Annotated in this window: 13 protein-coding genes and 1 pseudogene; 10 read left to right on the top strand and 4 right to left on the bottom strand. The window is 44.9% G+C overall.

Annotation, left to right across the window (positions count from 1 at the left end; genetic code table 11):
- Positions 1–83: 83 nt before the first annotated feature.
- On the bottom strand, positions 84–650 hold the full coding sequence (locus FTW16_RS11010; RefSeq protein ID WP_146491084.1) for a dihydrofolate reductase family protein: 567 nt from the start codon (positions 648–650) through the stop codon (positions 84–86).
- Positions 651–710: 60 nt separating this feature from the next.
- On the opposite strand from FTW16_RS11010, the gene FTW16_RS11005 reads away from it, so the two are divergent.
- Both FTW16_RS11005 and FTW16_RS11000 read left to right on the top strand, forming a co-directional pair.
- Positions 711–1,280 carry a TetR/AcrR family transcriptional regulator gene (locus FTW16_RS11005; protein WP_146491083.1) on the top strand — a complete coding sequence of 190 codons (570 nt, stop codon included), beginning with the start codon at positions 711–713 and terminating at the stop codon, positions 1,278–1,280.
- Positions 1,281–1,486: 206 nt separating this feature from the next.
- The gene (locus FTW16_RS11000; protein ID WP_146491082.1) at positions 1,487–3,016 is read left to right on the top strand and encodes a phospholipase D family protein; all 1,530 of its coding nucleotides are present in this window, start codon (positions 1,487–1,489) and stop codon (positions 3,014–3,016) included.
- A 121-nt stretch (positions 3,017–3,137) separates the two neighbouring features.
- On the opposite strand, the gene nfsA is transcribed toward FTW16_RS11000, so the two are convergent.
- From nfsA to FTW16_RS10985, 3 genes are all read right to left on the bottom strand, one after another.
- Entirely contained in the window at positions 3,138–3,860 is a 723-nt protein-coding gene (gene nfsA / locus FTW16_RS10995) for an oxygen-insensitive NADPH nitroreductase (protein WP_146491081.1), read from the bottom strand.
- A gap of 220 nt (positions 3,861–4,080) precedes the next feature.
- A complete protein-coding gene (locus FTW16_RS10990; RefSeq protein WP_146491080.1) occupies positions 4,081–5,193 on the bottom strand; it encodes an OmpP1/FadL family transporter in 1,113 nt (370 codons plus the stop codon).
- A gap of 209 nt (positions 5,194–5,402) precedes the next feature.
- Positions 5,403–6,803, bottom strand: a complete 1,401-nt coding sequence (locus FTW16_RS10985; protein ID WP_146491079.1) for a DUF1254 domain-containing protein — start codon at positions 6,801–6,803, stop codon at positions 5,403–5,405.
- 242 nt (positions 6,804–7,045) lie between these two features.
- Between FTW16_RS10985 and FTW16_RS10980 the strand changes: the two genes are divergently transcribed.
- From FTW16_RS10980 to FTW16_RS10945, 8 genes and pseudogenes are all read left to right on the top strand, one after another.
- On the top strand, positions 7,046–8,197 hold the full coding sequence (locus FTW16_RS10980; RefSeq protein ID WP_146491078.1) for an anaerobic sulfatase maturase: 1,152 nt from the start codon (positions 7,046–7,048) through the stop codon (positions 8,195–8,197).
- 17 nt (positions 8,198–8,214) lie between these two features.
- Positions 8,215–9,111 (top strand): LysR family transcriptional regulator, encoded by an 897-nt coding sequence (locus FTW16_RS10975; RefSeq protein WP_146491077.1) that lies wholly within the window; start codon positions 8,215–8,217, stop codon positions 9,109–9,111.
- 185 nt (positions 9,112–9,296) lie between these two features.
- Complete coding sequence (locus FTW16_RS10970; protein WP_146491076.1) at positions 9,297–10,835, top strand: sulfatase-like hydrolase/transferase; 1,539 nt, start codon at positions 9,297–9,299, stop codon at positions 10,833–10,835.
- A gap of 61 nt (positions 10,836–10,896) precedes the next feature.
- Complete coding sequence (locus FTW16_RS10965; RefSeq protein WP_146491075.1) at positions 10,897–11,574, top strand: hypothetical protein; 678 nt, start codon at positions 10,897–10,899, stop codon at positions 11,572–11,574.
- A 12-nt stretch (positions 11,575–11,586) separates the two neighbouring features.
- Entirely contained in the window at positions 11,587–13,017 is a 1,431-nt protein-coding gene (locus FTW16_RS10960; protein ID WP_146491074.1) for a DUF1254 domain-containing protein, read from the top strand.
- Positions 13,018–13,193: 176 nt separating this feature from the next.
- Positions 13,194–14,438, top strand: a complete 1,245-nt coding sequence (locus tag FTW16_RS10955; protein ID WP_146491073.1) for an NADH:flavin oxidoreductase/NADH oxidase family protein — start codon at positions 13,194–13,196, stop codon at positions 14,436–14,438.
- 263 nt (positions 14,439–14,701) lie between these two features.
- Positions 14,702–15,685 (top strand): HAD family hydrolase, encoded by a 984-nt coding sequence (locus tag FTW16_RS10950; RefSeq protein WP_146491072.1) that lies wholly within the window; start codon positions 14,702–14,704, stop codon positions 15,683–15,685.
- Between the two features lie 161 nt (positions 15,686–15,846).
- Positions 15,847–16,020: pseudogene (locus FTW16_RS10945) on the top strand (aspartate/glutamate racemase family protein); the annotation flags it as partial.
- Positions 16,021–16,621 lie beyond the last annotated feature (601 nt).

Below are 16,621 nucleotides of genomic sequence, written 5' to 3'. Positions count from 1 at the left end.
TTATGAACGGGCTTTTTGTTGTTTGTTAATGTATGCAGTCATTCAGTGTTGATCGGTACATAACCTTTATGCGAACAACAGATTTAGCGCTTACGTAAGTAGTGAGTAGTGACGATCTCATTAAGGTAAGTGGTGACACTTTTCAGCGTAAAGTCGAGAGGCGAGACTAGTTCACCAAATAGCGGAGAACCACCACCAAGAACAACGGGAATCGTTGAGATAATCAGCTCATCAATCAGGTCTTCTTTCAGGAAATTTTGAATGGTAACACCGCCATCAATATACAGATTGTTAAGGCCTTTGCTGTTTAGGTCTCCGACGATCTGAGTGAGCTCACCCTTTATCAAGAACACTTTACCTTCGAGTTCCTTAGGCACTTCCGTCAACGTGTTACTCAATACATAAACAGGCTTTGTGTAAGGCCAATCAATACCGAAGCTCAACACTATATCCATCGTGTTTCGGCCCATAACCAAAGCATCAATATGATCGATATGGGCGTTGTACCCCATGTCATCACCCTCTGGATTTGGGATGGCTTGTAGCCAATCTAGACCACCTTTTTTGTCTGCAATGTAACCATCAAGACTCGCACCGATAAAGACAATATTTGACATTGTTAACTCCGAAATTGAACAGGAACTTGGCATTTTCGCTGTATTAAATTAAAATATTCTACAGTGTAGAAATTAAGTTTAAAAGGTGGTGTTATGACTGTCAAGGATCAAAAGCGAGGTCGACCAAAGAGTGGATCAAGCCAACTGAGTGCCGAAAAGATCTTAGATACGGCAAAGGGCATGATGCGTGAAGGCGGTAAAGTTCCGAGTATCAGAGGGTTAGCCACAGAACTCGGCGTAGATGCGATGGCGATATACCATTACTTCAAAAACAAAAATGATCTATTGGAATCGATCACTGTCTCTTTAGTCGGTGAAGTGGCACTGCCTGAGCTAAACCAAGTGTGGCAAGAGAATCTTTATCAGCTTAGCGTGAGTTACCTGTCGGTGTTAAATGACTATAGTGGCTTACTTGAAACCTTACTAACGATGAAGTCGCTTGGGCCCGTTGAGGTATTTAGTGAGCGCTTTGAAGCGGTAGTGAACCCGCTGAATCTCACACTAGAGCAAACCGAAGACGCTCTTCATTTGCTAGTGGACTATTTACACGGTTACGCGCTTGCATTGAACTGTAACCCGGATAGAACAGAGATTACGGTTGAGATGGTGAGAAAGCCTTTAGGCCTCTATTGTTTGGGTATCGAGCAGCTGAAATCGTTGTGATCTTGCAGCAAAGATTGATAGACGAAGAAGGTACTTTGGTGCTGTGTTGCTCACGTTCGAGTAATGATGTTTCATTTATACTGGATAATTACCTATAAATTTATGGATTTAGCAGTAATAATCTAAGGATAGACCTGAATAGCTTGTGAGTCGAAAGCTGTCGGGACAACTCTCAAAGACGTCATCGTGAAAAGGAAGTCAGACACATGCCTGTGCTCCAACGCATCAGTTTAACCTTAATTTTAGCCGCTATTCTGGGCGGTTGTTCTTCATTACCAGAAGGCATCGACCACTCTGCAGAACCGTACACCTCTTATGGACCAAGCACTTTGTCGCTTTTGGCAGATGAATATCAACCAGCATCAGCGCAGGCGACGACCGCCGTTCGTTTACAAGAATCCGGTTGGGATGCTTTAGCGCAGCGACTAGCGTTGGTTGAAAGTGCAGAGCACACCATTGATATTCAATACTACATCTGGAACTCCGATGAATCGGGCAGATATCTAGCTAGCCGTTTATTAGCAGCCGCTGATCGTGGTGTTAAGGTTCGAGTGATGTTGGATGACATCAACCTCAATGAGCGTGAAGGGCTATTGTCAGCACTCGACGCTCACCCGAATGTCGAGATCCGTATCTTCAACCCAACACCAACGCGTCGTGGTTTCAGTAAGTGGTTGAGCTTCCTTGGTGATTTCTCACGTTTAAACCGCCGTATGCATAATAAATCCTTCACTGTAGATGGCACCTTGTCTGTGGTCGGTGGACGTAATATTGGTGATGAATATTTCGATCTTTCTGATGAAATCAACTTCCGAGATCGTGATGTATTGGTGATGGGCACAGTCGTTACCACTATCCAAACCAGCTTTATTGAGTATTGGGACAGCCGTTGGTCTTACCCAGTCGATATGTTAGGTGACGAGGAACAACCGGATCTTTCAAAGATTGACGATATAACCGTTCCGCAATACAAAAGCTACCCAGAGTTACCATTAAATCGTGAAGAGGCAGATAGCCTGCTGAAAGAGGCTCTAGATGAGATGACTTGGGTGAATGCTCGTTTTGCTTATGATCGCCCTGTGCCTATCGATTCAGACAATACCGACGAACCGAAAGCAACGGCGGTTCTGTTAGGGCAGCTAGCCAGTGAATCTAAACAAGAGATCTTGCTTGAATCGGCTTACTTGGTATTCGATGATGGTCAGTTGGAAGAGTGGCAAACGTTGAATAACGAAGGCGTCGAGATAAAGGCACTGACCAACTCAATGGCCTCGAATGACTTGGTGACCAATCATTCTGCTTACGCGGGTCGACGCTACGACATGTTAGAACATGGCATCGATTTGTTTGAGTTAAAACCAGATTCCAAGTTATGTGAAGTATCTACCCAAGACGTATCTAAGTGCGCACCTGAGACTGCTTATGGCTTACATGCTAAATCTGTCGTGTTTGACCGCAGTATCGCGAGTATTGGCTCATTTAACTTTAACCTGCGTTCGACCTACCTAAACACGGAATCGGTGTTAATCATCGAGAACAAAGCGATTGCTGAAACGCTAGCTGAAACTATCGAGCAGGCGATGAGTGAAGACAACAGCTGGCGCTTGGAACTTGAAGACGGCGATGTGTATTGGTATTCAGGTGAGCAAAGTTGGGACAGCGAACCTGAAACAGGTAAGTGGGAACGAATGCAGTCAGGCTTCCTACAGCTTCTCCCGATAGAGAAGTATCTATAAGAGAATCAAAATCCTAGAAAAGAAAAATGTCAGCGCATAATACGCTGACATTTTTGTTTGTGATGACGAAAACGGAGCTCGTTCATCGGGATCTCTTTCTGTCTTTAGATCTGCTCTAGCTTTATCGCTTAGCCAGATGTTTACTGTTCAGATAAGGCAGAATATGTGGGCGAGATTCACCAGAAAGCTTTTGAGTGATCTGCTGTGACCAGCTGCTTTGCTTTTGATTACTTGAGCGGTTTGCATAGTAGCTTTGCATTGAATCGTCGTAGCGAGCAATTTCATCTAGGCTCAATGGTTGGTATTGGTTTTCGTGCATCACCACATGAGCTGGAAGGCGGGGTTTTATCTCAGGTTGCTGCGCAGGGTGACCTAGACACATACCGAATAGTACGGCAGTGTGCTGTGGAAGTTCTAATAGCTCATCAACCTGTTGAGCGCTATTGCGTAAGCCACCAATGTATACGCCACCTAATCCCAACGACTCCGCTGCTAGCATGCAGTTCTGCGCCATAATGCCAGAATCGACGGCGCCAATTAGGGTCAGTTCAGTAAAGTCGGTTTTTACCTCAGGGTTAATCTGAGCGTGGCGTTGATAGTCGATACAGAACACCAAAAACTCAGCCGCGTTCTCAACGTAAGCTTGGTTGCCTGCATATTCTGCTAGTAGCTTACGCTTCTCTTTGTCGGTTACTCTCACAATAGAAACAGCCTGCAGTAAGCTCGATGATGAAGCCGCGAGACCAGCCTGAATAATCACATCAAGTTGTGCTTTTTCAATCGGTTGATTTGTATATTGACGAATGGAGCGGTGCCCCAGAATAGTTTCAATCGTGCTGTTCATAACTCTCAGACAGTCCTTGTGATGTTGACGTAGAGAATCACAATAACGACAATTACTATGGGCGTAAAGGGTGTTAGAGCCTTTCTTGTTAGCGCAATGATATTCATAAATTTAAAAGGATTGCTCTCACAGACAATCCTTTTTTGTACCGTTTCCTGCTAGAAGCTAGAAGCTAGAAGCTAGAAGCTAGAAGCTAGAATGGAACGCTTAAGAGTTCGCTTTAATGGCGAAGAGACAAAGTGATGAAGTGAACTCTGTTGGTCGAATAGCTGCCAGAAGGCTGAAATAGTCCTGAATCCGCATTAATTTCACCATGACCTAGATCTTGGTATTGGTAACTCAACCCTAGATGTAAGTCATTGGATATCTTCTTCTCAGCGCCGAAGCCGATACGCCACTGTTTATCGAGCGGGAGTAACACATCCCTGTTTTGACTGCTTACTGGGCTCGTGTCACCGCTCAGTCCGCTGTACAGCAACCAATCCTCATAGGCGTATTCCACACCAACCCCAAGAGAATAGGTGGTTGAGTATTTGTCATCATAATCTTGCCAAGTCTCCATGTTGGAGCTGAGTAGAAGGTTTAAATCTCCATTTAATGAATGCTTCAACCCTAAGTTTAAGCTTCGAACCCACGTCAATTCAGAGCTAATTCCAAAAGCGTTGGCGTTATCAAGGGAAAGGTCGTGATCAAATTGGCCCTGATAACTGACACCCAATTGTGTGTTGTCACTGATGTGGTGATTGAGACTCAGGCCGAATCCTAGATCAAGGCTATCCCCTTGGAGTTCGCGACCATTCAAAGCTTGAGTTTCGAGCGCTGCGTGCTGCAATATCAAAGAACCACCAAGAGACAGTTGTTCATGAACTTGATATGACAATGAAGACGTTAAGTTGAGTGCGGAAATGCTATTTTCTTTGATCAATAAAGCAGGGTGCGCGCCAACGCCGTGTGAGTATTCAACGCCAGTGCCGCCTGCTGCGTGCAATGCTGCGCCAACGACCCACTGGTCATTAAGCCTTGATGCGTAAGACAAGTGAGGGAGAACATCCGCGCTGCTTCCCGTGGTCGAAGCCGAGTTGTCATCACGAACAAAAGTGGTTTCAACATCGAGGTATTGAACACCGAGAATCCAAGCGCTTTCTTCAATGGCCGATAACCCTGCAGCGTTGGTGATCACTGCTGATGCATCGTTCGCGGTTACGTTTCCTGCGCCGGCCGTACCAACGCTTTTGGTTGTTGCAATCTGAGATAGATTTAACCCTCCCGCGTGAGCGAGAGAGCTGACTATCCCTGTCACTAACAGAGACAGTGTGATGAAAGGTGCTTTCAAGAGTAAAACCTCATTTTCAGTGTATGAGTTATGTTTCCAGTAATTTGGGTGATGTTTCTAGCAATTTGGGTGATGTTTCTAGCAGTTCGAGCCATGCTCTTAGAGAGAGAAGTCATTGCCACGAGCGGACACTAAGAACGCAGTGGCAATTGACTTGATCGACTTCATTACCTTAGTTGGATTAATCGACGTAATTAACCTAATTGAGGCTAGAGCTTTTCAACTTGTGGCAGTGGATATTCATTGTCGAGAACGGCTTGAGTTGGCTCATACAGGCGCATGTGAAGATAGAAGTCATCTTGAGGTGCTGGTAGCCAGTTACACGTTGGATCGGACGGTTTTACGTATTGAATACATATTGGCAAGGTGCCGTCTTCTGCGTATTTCAGTTCATCTTTACGATTGGTTGAGATGGAGTAGCGTTGAATGAAGTTTTCAACCATGAATAGGTTTTTAGCGTCATACATAGTCAACGACCAAAAGGCCTCTGCCGGTGCATCGGCTGGCATGGTCATTCGATATTGATTGTCGCCCGACAGTTGCTCGCCATTCGAGTCCGTGTATCGATTTGGATAAAGAGCTCGCTCTGGCACATTCAAACCAGCCGCACGCATATTGATGCTCGCTCGGCTCAGGTAATCATTTTCGTAGCGGCCTCCCTCGTACATCATCGACCAGCCGTTATTGACATCGCCGATGCTTCGACCTGCGTATTGAATGATCTGTTGCGAAGAGTTAATCGCGCGCATTAGCCCTTTTTTCTGTGCTGAAGTTAGCGCGTCTGGGTTAAAGGGAGTCGCTCCTCCAATACCAATTTGTTGGAACTGATCAACGATGGGAGCATCTTCTGGAATCGGATTTTTACGTAACTCACGGTCAATTAGTGAATACCACTCTAACCCTTCAGGCCTTGCCATGGGTGGGATACGACCTATTGAAGCTTTGAGTTCTACGATGTCATGCTCTGCGCCGAGTTGATCGAGTGGGTAGCTGAGGAATTTATCGTGAACAACCAGTGCGTCATCGAGATCTTGCTCGCCAAACACGCCCGTTCGTTGAATCAACCAAACCATAGGAGTGCGAGACTCTACGACACGATCAATCCCCTCTGGCACTTCGCCAGCCCATCCTTTGTTGACCAACAGCACTTTGGAACCTTGGTCGCCGACATTCTTGGCGTGCAGATCTTCAATCGAATCTGAGTAAGCATCCAATAATTGAACAATGTAGTAACGGTTATCGGTGCGAGGAATATCTATAACCATCGGACCCGACAAATCGAGATCGTAGTGAGCTTGTGAGTAGAGCGTATCGTTGTTGACAGTAGGCACAATTCTATCCTGAGGCCCAGATAGAACGCGTGTCTTACCCATCTCATTTAATGGTGCCATGGCGTTGTCCATCGGCGCGTCAACCGATGTGGTCGTTTGCCTAACCGCCGCCACGGTTAATGGACCCGTACCGTAGATAAACGCTTGAACACCTAAGTTGTAAGCAAGCTCTTCTTCAGGATTAATAGACTGTTGGGCAAGGGATGGCATCGCCATAATGCTGGATAAAGAACACACTAAACTGGCTAGTACACTTTTCTTATAGAGTAGTTTTCTCATGGAACACCTTAGGTCGTAGGAACAGAGTTAGGCATTTATCATATGAGTAAGTGAGATTAAGGAGTGTAATAGCCGATATTAAGGATGTTAATACGCTATTTTTGTCATTTAACTCATTGCTTTATTTGATATTTTTTCTAAGTGGTAAGGCGCTTGGATAGCGTGTGTTAATAGGTCGGCTGAGGCGCTATTGTTTGATTGATTTGCGGTTGATATGTTGACAAAAAAGTACGGGAATCAATATGAACACATCAACTCATCCTTTTAGCTTATTCATTAAAGCCGAAGGGGCTCAGTGCAATCTGGATTGTAGCTACTGCTATTACCTCAATAGACAAGATGGCGACAAAAGGTCTTCGATGTCTCTGGACATGATGGAGCAAATTGTCGGAGCTCATATCGACGCGCAGCCAATGAAAGTTCAGCAAGTGGACTTTATCTGGCATGGTGGCGAGCCCATGTTAAGAGGGCTCGATTTCTATGAAACGGCAATGAAAGCACAGGCAAGCAAAGCGACGAAAAAGCGTGTCGTAAATACCATGCAGACCAATGGAACCATGATTAACGATCGCTGGGCGAGCTTCTTTGCTAAACACAATTTCATGATGGGCATCAGTATCGATGGCCCCAACATTCTGAATGACATCGCCCGGACCGACAAAAATGGTCAGTCGTCTTTTGAACGCACAATGCGTGGGATGTCTTATCTAAAAAAGCACAACGTTGAGTTTAATACGTTAACGGTCGTGAATAATAAAACCTACAAACACGGTAAAACGATCTATCAATTTTTGGTTGAAAATGGCAGCGGTTATATGCAATTTCAGCCTTGTATCGATCATGAATTGGATAGGCGAACAGGGCACGACTGGTCGCTAACCGGTGAGCAATGGGGACAGTTCCTTTGTGATTTGTTTGATGCGTGGGTCGCCAATGATGTCGGTAAAGTGTATATCCAGTTTTTTGAAAACTGTCTAATGGTGTTGATGGGTTACCAAAGTCAAATGTGCCATCATAGCGCGACTTGTGGACAGCAATTAATGGTTGAGCATGACGGCAATGTTTACAGTTGTGACCATTATGGGTACCAAGATCATCAACTGGGTACTGTGAATAGTGATAAGCTTGCAACCATGGCGAGCTCACCAGAACAAATAGCGTTTGGCACCAATAAATATCATGAACTGAACAGCACTTGTCGAGGTTGTGACTTTGTTGAGCTTTGCCAAGGTGGCTGCCCTAAGAATAGAATAGCAACAACCGAAGATGGCAGCGCGATGAATCATTTGTGCCAAGGGTATGAGATGTTTTTTCGTCACGCATTACCCAAATTATTGCCAATGGTAGAAGCGATGAAAAAAGGGTATTCGCCAGCGTACTTCCCACTTTTCTAAATAACTTGGAGTCGGGCATGACCAGAGATCTAAACTTACTGCGGCTTATTTTGGTGCTCAATGAAACTCGCCAAACGGTAAGCGCAGCAAAAGCCTTAAACGTAAGTCAGCCGACGATCAGTGTCATGCTTCGTAAGCTCAGAGAACAATTTGATGATGAATTGTTTGTTAGAGATAAAGCGAGGCTTGAACCTACCCCAAAATGCTTGAAGCTCATCGAAACCTTGCCTCTGCTATTAGAACAACTAGACAACCTTTATATCCCCAATGAAGAGTGGGACTTGGAAGATTTAAGAGGGGAGGTTCAAATCATGTTACCTTCCCCATTGTTGATCCCAGTGGGTGTGCCGTTAATCAAAAAGCTGACCAAAGAAGCGCCGCAAGTGACGTTTCAATGTTCGCCTTGGTTAGATAATGGCGTCCAGTCCCTAGAGACCAACCGCATGTGTTGGGGAGTGAGTTATCTTCCTATGGACGTCAATAAAACCCTGACCGAGCGCCCGGTTGGCTTTGATAAGTTCATGTTGGTGATAAGAGCTGATCACCCAATTCAAGGCAATTCTCTTGAGGACATTCTGAAATACCCACTCTGTATCAATATGATCCCTGGTTACATTCAGCCGTCCAAGGCGGAAATGTTGATCAAAAAATATGACTTAGATAAACACATCGCGCTCAGAAGCAACAATATGAACTTGATGCTGGAGATCGTTAAGGACAGTGACTTTATCTATATTACATCGTCGAAATGCCGCTATTTGCTTGATCACTCTTATCGTTGTATCGATTTACCGTCGGAAATGTTGAAAGACACCTATCGTCGAGAGTTGGCACTGTTTACTCATCAAGCAAACCGCAATAACCCGTTCACGGATTGGCTTCAAAAAGAAATTGCGTCGATTATTCAATCCTAGCATCACGCTACTATTCCCTTTAAATAACTTCCCTTTCTAACTATCACTATTAAAAATCGTAATAGTGGCTATCAAGCCATTTTTGGCCTCTTTCTTATACCATTTATTTAAACAACGGTTCGCTGAGACATACATCATTGTCGGTGTGGCTCTAGCGATTTACTCATAGTGAATGAGGGTTATAAATGTATAAGTCTTTTGTTAAATCCGCTCTGGCGCTCTCGGTATTGGCGAGCGTCAACGTACATGCAGCGAGCCAACCCAATGTGGTTGCTATCATGCTCGATGATGTGAGCCCAACGGATCTGTCTGCCTACCACCGTGGTTTAGGCGCGGTGGATACGCCGAACATTGATCGAATTGCCGAGCGCGGCATGATGGTCAGTGATTACTACGCACAAGGCAGCTCTACCGCGGGGCGCTCTGCCTTTATCACAGGTCAATATCCTTTCCGAACAGGCTTAACGTCTGTCGGCCAGCCGGGCTCTTCGCTTGGCCTTCAAAAAGAAGATCCAACCCTAGCCGAAATGCTGAAAGACAAAGGCTATGCGACCGTGCATGTCGGTAAAAGTCACTTAGGCGATAACAATAGCCACCTCCCAACGGTGCACGGCTTTGATGAATTCTTCGGTTTCCTTTACCACCTCAACGTTATGGAGATGCCTGAACAGCCGGAATTCCCCACAGACCCTGACTTCAGAGGTCGCCCTCGCAATGTTATTCATACCGTTGCGACGGAAACTGCAGATATGACCGATGATCCTAGATTTGGTGTGGTTGGAAAACAAACGATTGAAGACAAAGGCCCGCTAGGTGCTAAGCGCATGCAGACAGTGGATGGCGAATTTTTGGAGTTTGCTACTAATTGGCTTGATAAACATGAAGCGGAGAAAGACGAGCAGCCATACTTCATGTGGTATAACCCGACTCGTATGCATCAAAAAACCCATGTACGTCCTGAGTACAGAGGCGCGAGCCAAACCAACACGTATTACGATGGCTTGATCGAACTTGATGACCAGATCGGTGTATTACTCGATAAGTTAGAAGATCTTGGTGAAATTGATAACACGATAATCTTGTTTACCTCAGACAACGGCGTAAACCTAGATCATTGGCCTGATGCTGGTTCTGCCTCTTTCCGTGGTCAAAAAGGGACGACGTGGGATGGCGGTTTCCGTGTGCCAATGTTGGTCAGCTGGCCAGATAAAATCCCTCAAGGCGAATATACCGATGGCTTCATGACATCTGAAGACTGGGTTCCAACAATCATGGCCGCCGTGGGTGAAGAAAACATTAAGGAAGAGCTGTTAGAAGGTAAAGAGCTGAACGGTGAAGAGTATCAAGTTCATCTTGATGGTTATAACCAGTTAGACATGCTGACGAACGGATCAGCAAGTGAGCGTCATGAGTTCTTCTTCTATAACGAACAAAGTCTTAACGCATTCCGCGTGGATGAGTGGAAAGTACATCTAAAAACCAAAACGGAATGGATTGCTCCAGTAGAGGATTGGCCACTAGGTATGCTGATCAACATTAAGGCAGACCCATATGAGCGTAGCCCTGATACTCGAGGCTGGTTCCTTTGGATGAAAGAAAAAACATGGGTACTGCCAGAGCTTCAAAAAGCCGCCGCAGATTATCAAAAATCACTGAAAGCATTCCCACCTAGGCAAAAAGCTGGTGGTATTGGTATGGCAGATAAATCAGTGGTTGCTGACTAACGCCAAATACGACTAATGCAAGGTGTGCTGTAACAAGCACACCTGACTACTGGACTACAATATGAAGAAACCATTACGTCTGCTCACGGGCACTTTTTCCACTTTTACACTCTCTATCTTCGCTCTTATCTCCTTTGCATTTTCCGTTTCCGCTCAAGAAGAACCTGCCAGTGACATGGCTGACCCCATGGCCGTTTATACGGGAGGTGAGTTAATTGCGGGCAATAAAGGGCTTGGCGCTACCTTCCAATTTGGCGTGAATCGTGGCGATTGGGGGGTGTTGGGTAAGCTGGAAGGCAAAAACAACTTTGAAAACTATCGAGCACGATTCTTCACACCCAACAAGAAAACGGGCACTGGCTTGTTTGTTGATGCTGGACACGACTTCTCCAACGACGGCATGACCTCAAACTATGCGTCGGCGGGCATCATGCAGTCGTTCAAGCTGAGCGACAAGGTTAACCTGTACAGCGCCCTAACGTACGGACAAATGTGGGAGGAGAGTAATCAGTTTGAGGACACGCAAATCATCAGTAGTATTAACTACTTAAAGTACGATTTTGCTGACCAATTTTATCTTCTACTCGCTCCTCAATACACCTACGGGTTAGATGGTGAGAACACACGAGATTTCTCTACTGAAATGCAGCTGGGCTACAAGGTCGATAGTGACAACATCATCATTTTTAGTGGTGATACTGACAACAACACTTGGATCACCTTCCGTACTCGCTTTTAGTTAGGACATTAAATGATGAAACAAAACATACTTGCGACAACACTGGCTTGTGCTTTCATGGTTGCACTTCCGTCTCCGGTACTCGCGAGCCAATCCGTGGACGCGACGAGCGCATCTATTGGGATCAAGACGGAAACTCTACCCATTGAGATGGCGAGTTTAGCGTCGCTCAAAAAGGATAATCAGCTATTGGCACAACTTGCCTATGAGTACGCGTACTCGATAGATGAAGCATACAAATACTTTTACAAAACCGTCGTTGAGCAAGACTACCCTTTGAATCGATTCCAAAATATTCGAATACTTGCTGACGACACTTACACTGCGCATCCGACGATTAACAATGACACGTTACACTTGATGGGTTGGATGGACCTAGCAGCAGAACCGGTCATCATTACGATTCCAGACCATGATGACAATCGATACTGGTTGTTTCATACCATGAATATGCAGCACTTTACTGACTCGGCTTTTGGCTCTCCACAGCGAGGCACAAAAGGCGGCAGCTTCATGTATGCAGTTGAAGGGTGGAAAGGTGAAGTGCCTGCGAGTGTCGATCAAGTCATCTATGTCGAGCATCCGCTGGTCAAGATGATGGGGCGAATCATGGACCTTGGTGGTGACGATTCTGCAACTGCTCAAAAGTTAATGGATCAATGGAATATTAGGACGTTGTCGGAATATTTAGGTCAGAAAGGGCCAGATCCTGTTGAACGCGAGTATCCAGACCCTGAAGATTCTAATTGGGTCGAACGAACCAATTTCATCCTGTCTGAAGGAACAATGAAGACGCATGACCAAAAGCTGCTTGAACTGTTCGAGTACATTGGCTTAGGAGATGTTGAATTAGACAAAGCCAATCATCCATTTACGGCAGAGCAGCTTAGTATGATCGAGTCTGGTCAAAAAGACGGACTGGAACGAATCATTAATGCGGGCTTTGATGATTCACGTGACGTGTTAGGCACTCGCGATGAAATGACTAAGGTTCCAAGCTTTCAGCTCGCCTACGGCACCTTAATGGGCCAATGGGGGCTGCCTGCGAAGCACACTATGTATAGCGGTGACTTCTTTGATAGTGAAGGTGCTGCGCTCGATGGCGGAAAATACGATTACACGGTGACCTTCGATGCGCCACCGCTAGAAGAGGGTGGTTTTTGGTCATACACGGCTTACAGTGGTGAAACCCGATTGATGGAGAAAAACGAGTTAAACCGTCATTCCCGTGGAGACAGAACGCTAACGCCTAATGCTGATGGCAGCTACACCATTTACATGAGTAGCGATGTAAAAGGGCATGAAGATGATCCTAACTTCTTACCTATCCCCGATCACCAATGGTATTCAGTGTTACGCATGTACACGCCCGGTGAAGAGGTGAGAACAGATAAATGGAAATCGACACCATTTACCAAGGTCAAAAAATCCACGGTAAAGTGATGATTTAAGTCACCTGTTTAAGGTTTTGTTTATAATCGATTAATGCCAGTTGCTATGCCGCTGGCATTTTTTATTGAGCGAAACTTGTTTCGAAATAGGCGTTAAATGCTCGGAACTGTAGAATAAAATAGGGCATACTAGATGCAATATATAGACCAAAGAAAGTAACCACGCGCATGAATCCAATCTGCCTCAACGACCCTTTTTCTCTTCCTAATGGTCAAGTGATTAAAAATCGCCTGTTCAAATCGGCAATGAGTGAACAACTAGGTGATAAACACCATAATCCTAAGCAAGGTTTAGTCACGCTTTACCAGCGTTGGGCTCAAGGAGGAATTGGTCTATCCATGACGGGCAACGTGATGGTCGATAGAGGTGCGCTTGGTGAACCTAAAAACGTTGTGTTGGATGAGCACAGTGACTTAACCGTATTTCGTGAGTGGGCGAGTGCCGGAACACAGAATGGTTCGCAGATATGGATGCAACTGAATCACCCAGGTAAGCAAATTCCTAAATTCTTATGTGATAGCCCGGTAGCTCCTTCGGCTATCTCTTTAGAGCGTGGATTAGAAAAAGGCTTCAATACGCCACGAGCTCTTACTGAGACGGAAATAATCGCAATCATTGATAAGTTCGCGTTGAGTGCAAAGCTTGCAAAACAAGCGGGTTTTACTGGCGTGCAGATTCACGGTGCTCATGGTTATCTTGTAAGTCAGTTTTTGTCTTCGAGACACAATCAACGCCAAGACAAATGGGGTGGCTCACTCGAAAACAGACTTCGTTTCGTGCTTGAGGTTTATTGCGCGATTCGAAAAGAGGTTGGTGACGACTTCCCTGTCGGGATTAAGCTCAACAGTGCTGACTTTATGAAAGGTGGCTTCACTGAAGAAGAGTCGATGCAGGTTGTACAAACACTGAGTGATAACGGTATCGACCTGATTGAGATCTCCGGCGGCACCTATGAAAGCCCATCAATGATGGGGTCAAAAAGCAAAACAGAACCAATCAAGGCCAGCACGGTAAAGCGTGAAGCGTATTTTATGGATTACATGGTGAAGGCGAGAAAACTCGTCAGCACTCCGCTGGTGGTCACAGGTGGTTTTCGAACCGCGCAAGCTATGAATGAAGCACTAAACACCTCGGCAACCGATTTTATTGGTATTGCACGCACAATGGCGGTTGATCCTGATTTCCCTAACAAGTTAATCGAAAACCCTAGCCACGGCATGCCATTAACGGTGCCAACCACAGGAAAACCCGCATTAGACAAAGTGGCGATGGTCGGGCTGGTTTGGTATGAGCATCAGATGTGGCGTATTGCCTCTGGCAAGAACGCCGATCCTAAATTAAGCGCACTCGGTGTGGTGTTAAAAACAATTTTCAGCGCCGGCTGGCACGCGTTTAAAAAGCGCAGAGTATAAGCAGTAATGGATTGTTAAAGCAGAACTTTGAGGAATTGAAGTTCTGCTTTTGTTGCTTATCCTCCTTTTAAATTTAAATTTAAATTTAAATTTAAATGCTCAAGAAATACGTCGTATGGCACTCCTAGCCAGTATTCGCTGCGGCACCAATCCAATACCAACATGAGTATTAGTTATAGTGTTCATAAGTGGAAAATCAGAGTAGACCAATTAGGATGAATTGAATTAAACGCTACAATTAATTCAATAACATGGTAGTTGCTATGAAGAACATAACCCTTTTATCTGTCGCGATTTTATCCAGCCTCTCTTTCTCATCTTTTGCTAAAGACTGTGATCCGAATCTACTGCCTTCATGGAAGGATAGTGAGAGTAAATCTGCTATTGTGGATTTTGTTGATCAAGCCACTAAAGCTGAGTCTGATATGTTCGTTGCGGTCCAAGATCGCATCGCTGTATTCGATAACGACGGTACGCTTTGGTCAGAAAAGCCTTACTACTTCCAGCTTGCTTTTGCGCTAGATCGTGTAAAAGAGATGGCACCTGGACACCCAGAATGGAAAACGGAAGCACCGTTTAAGTTCGTGCTTGAAGATGACATTAAGAGTGTTCTAGGAAGCGGCGAAGAAGGTTTATTGAAAATTATCATGGCGACGCACTCTGGTATGACGGTCGAACAATACCAAAAAGATGCTGAGCAATGGTTAGCTGCTGCGAAAGATGAGCGTTTCAATAAAGCCTATACCGCTCTGACTTACCAACCAATGAAAGATATGCTGACTTATCTTCAAGAGCATGATTTCAAGACTTACATCGTATCCGGTGGTGGGGTTGATTTCATGAGAGTTTGGGCTCCAGAGGCCTACAATATCCCGTCAGAGCAGATCATCGGCAGCGCGCTTAAATACAACTACAGCTACAACGATGGCAACCCTACTGTAACCAAAGACTCGTCCATTTTAACCATTGATGATAAAGCCGGAAAAGTCACCAACATTCAGCATATTATTGGTAAGAAACCGATTTTAGCTGTGGGTAACTCAGACGGTGACCAAGCGATGATGCAATGGGCGACGAGTCAGCCTAATTCAATGGCTATGATTGTTCACCACACCGATGCTGAACGCGAGTGGAAGTACGATCGTGAATCCCATGTCGGTAGGCTTGATAAAGCACTCGATGAAGCGAACTCTAGAGATGATTGGACGTTAATTGACATGAAATCTGATTGGTGTGAGGTGTATTAACCCTCATAAACATTCAGATAAAACAACAAAGGCTCGGATGGTTAATTCGAGCCTTTTTGCTAAATAGCGAAGCTTTCGTCTCACTTTCAGCAAGAACGTACTATAAATTTTCAACGCATAACGCTTTAATCGGGATCGTCAGAAATTAAAGAGATAGAAAAATGAAAACGATCGGTTTGCTAGGCGGCATGAGTTGGGAGTCGACGATGAGTTACTACAAATCCATTAACGAAGGCGTTAAAGCCACTCTCGGAGGGCTCAATTCAGCAAAGATTTGTATGTACAGTGTGAATTTCGATGAGATAGAAAAGCTGCAGCATCAAGGTCGTTGGGCGACGAGTGATTAGCATCTAGCTCTTATTCTTAGTTCCATGCCTGTCCTCTTTCACTTTTGTGCAATTTTTATTCTTGGGAGTGAAAGTTTTTTGTACAAAAGCAGGTCGTTAATTAATGATGCGACACTTTGTTCATTAACCAAGGCTTTATTGGCAGGTAAGGCTTTAGTTAATGGCTGAGGTATCTGCGCTTTTAAGCACTATGCTTTAGTCATGATCAAAAGAGGGTTTATTATGAAATGGCTTATCTTATCTGTAACGCTATTATTCGTGGCAGGATGCCAGTCTACGGGGTCTGAATCACAGGTTGGTGATGATATGAATCGAGTACATTCGGGTGGTTGTAATAGCTAACCCCAATTTATGTAGCAATATTTGTTAGCTATCGTTTATAACAACGACCTGTCTAAGGCCTCACGATCAAGTGAGGTTTTGTTTTATTCAAAGGCTAAAAACAACTTGGTGATATGGTATATCGTCAGTGGTAGATTTTGTTATTGAGAAAAACCTCAATCCAATACCATAGCTTTTGTGGGGGGAGGTTGTAAATTTGTTAATTTGAGTTGTCTAAATTCTAGGCTGTGTACTGGATCTCATTTGT

Source organism: Vibrio sp. T20, from assembly GCF_007858795.1.
Classification (GTDB): Bacteria; Pseudomonadota; Gammaproteobacteria; order Enterobacterales; family Vibrionaceae; genus Vibrio; species Vibrio satsumensis.
Note: the sequence above shows the minus strand (reverse complement) of the source record. Positions and strands in the feature narration are given on the sequence as shown.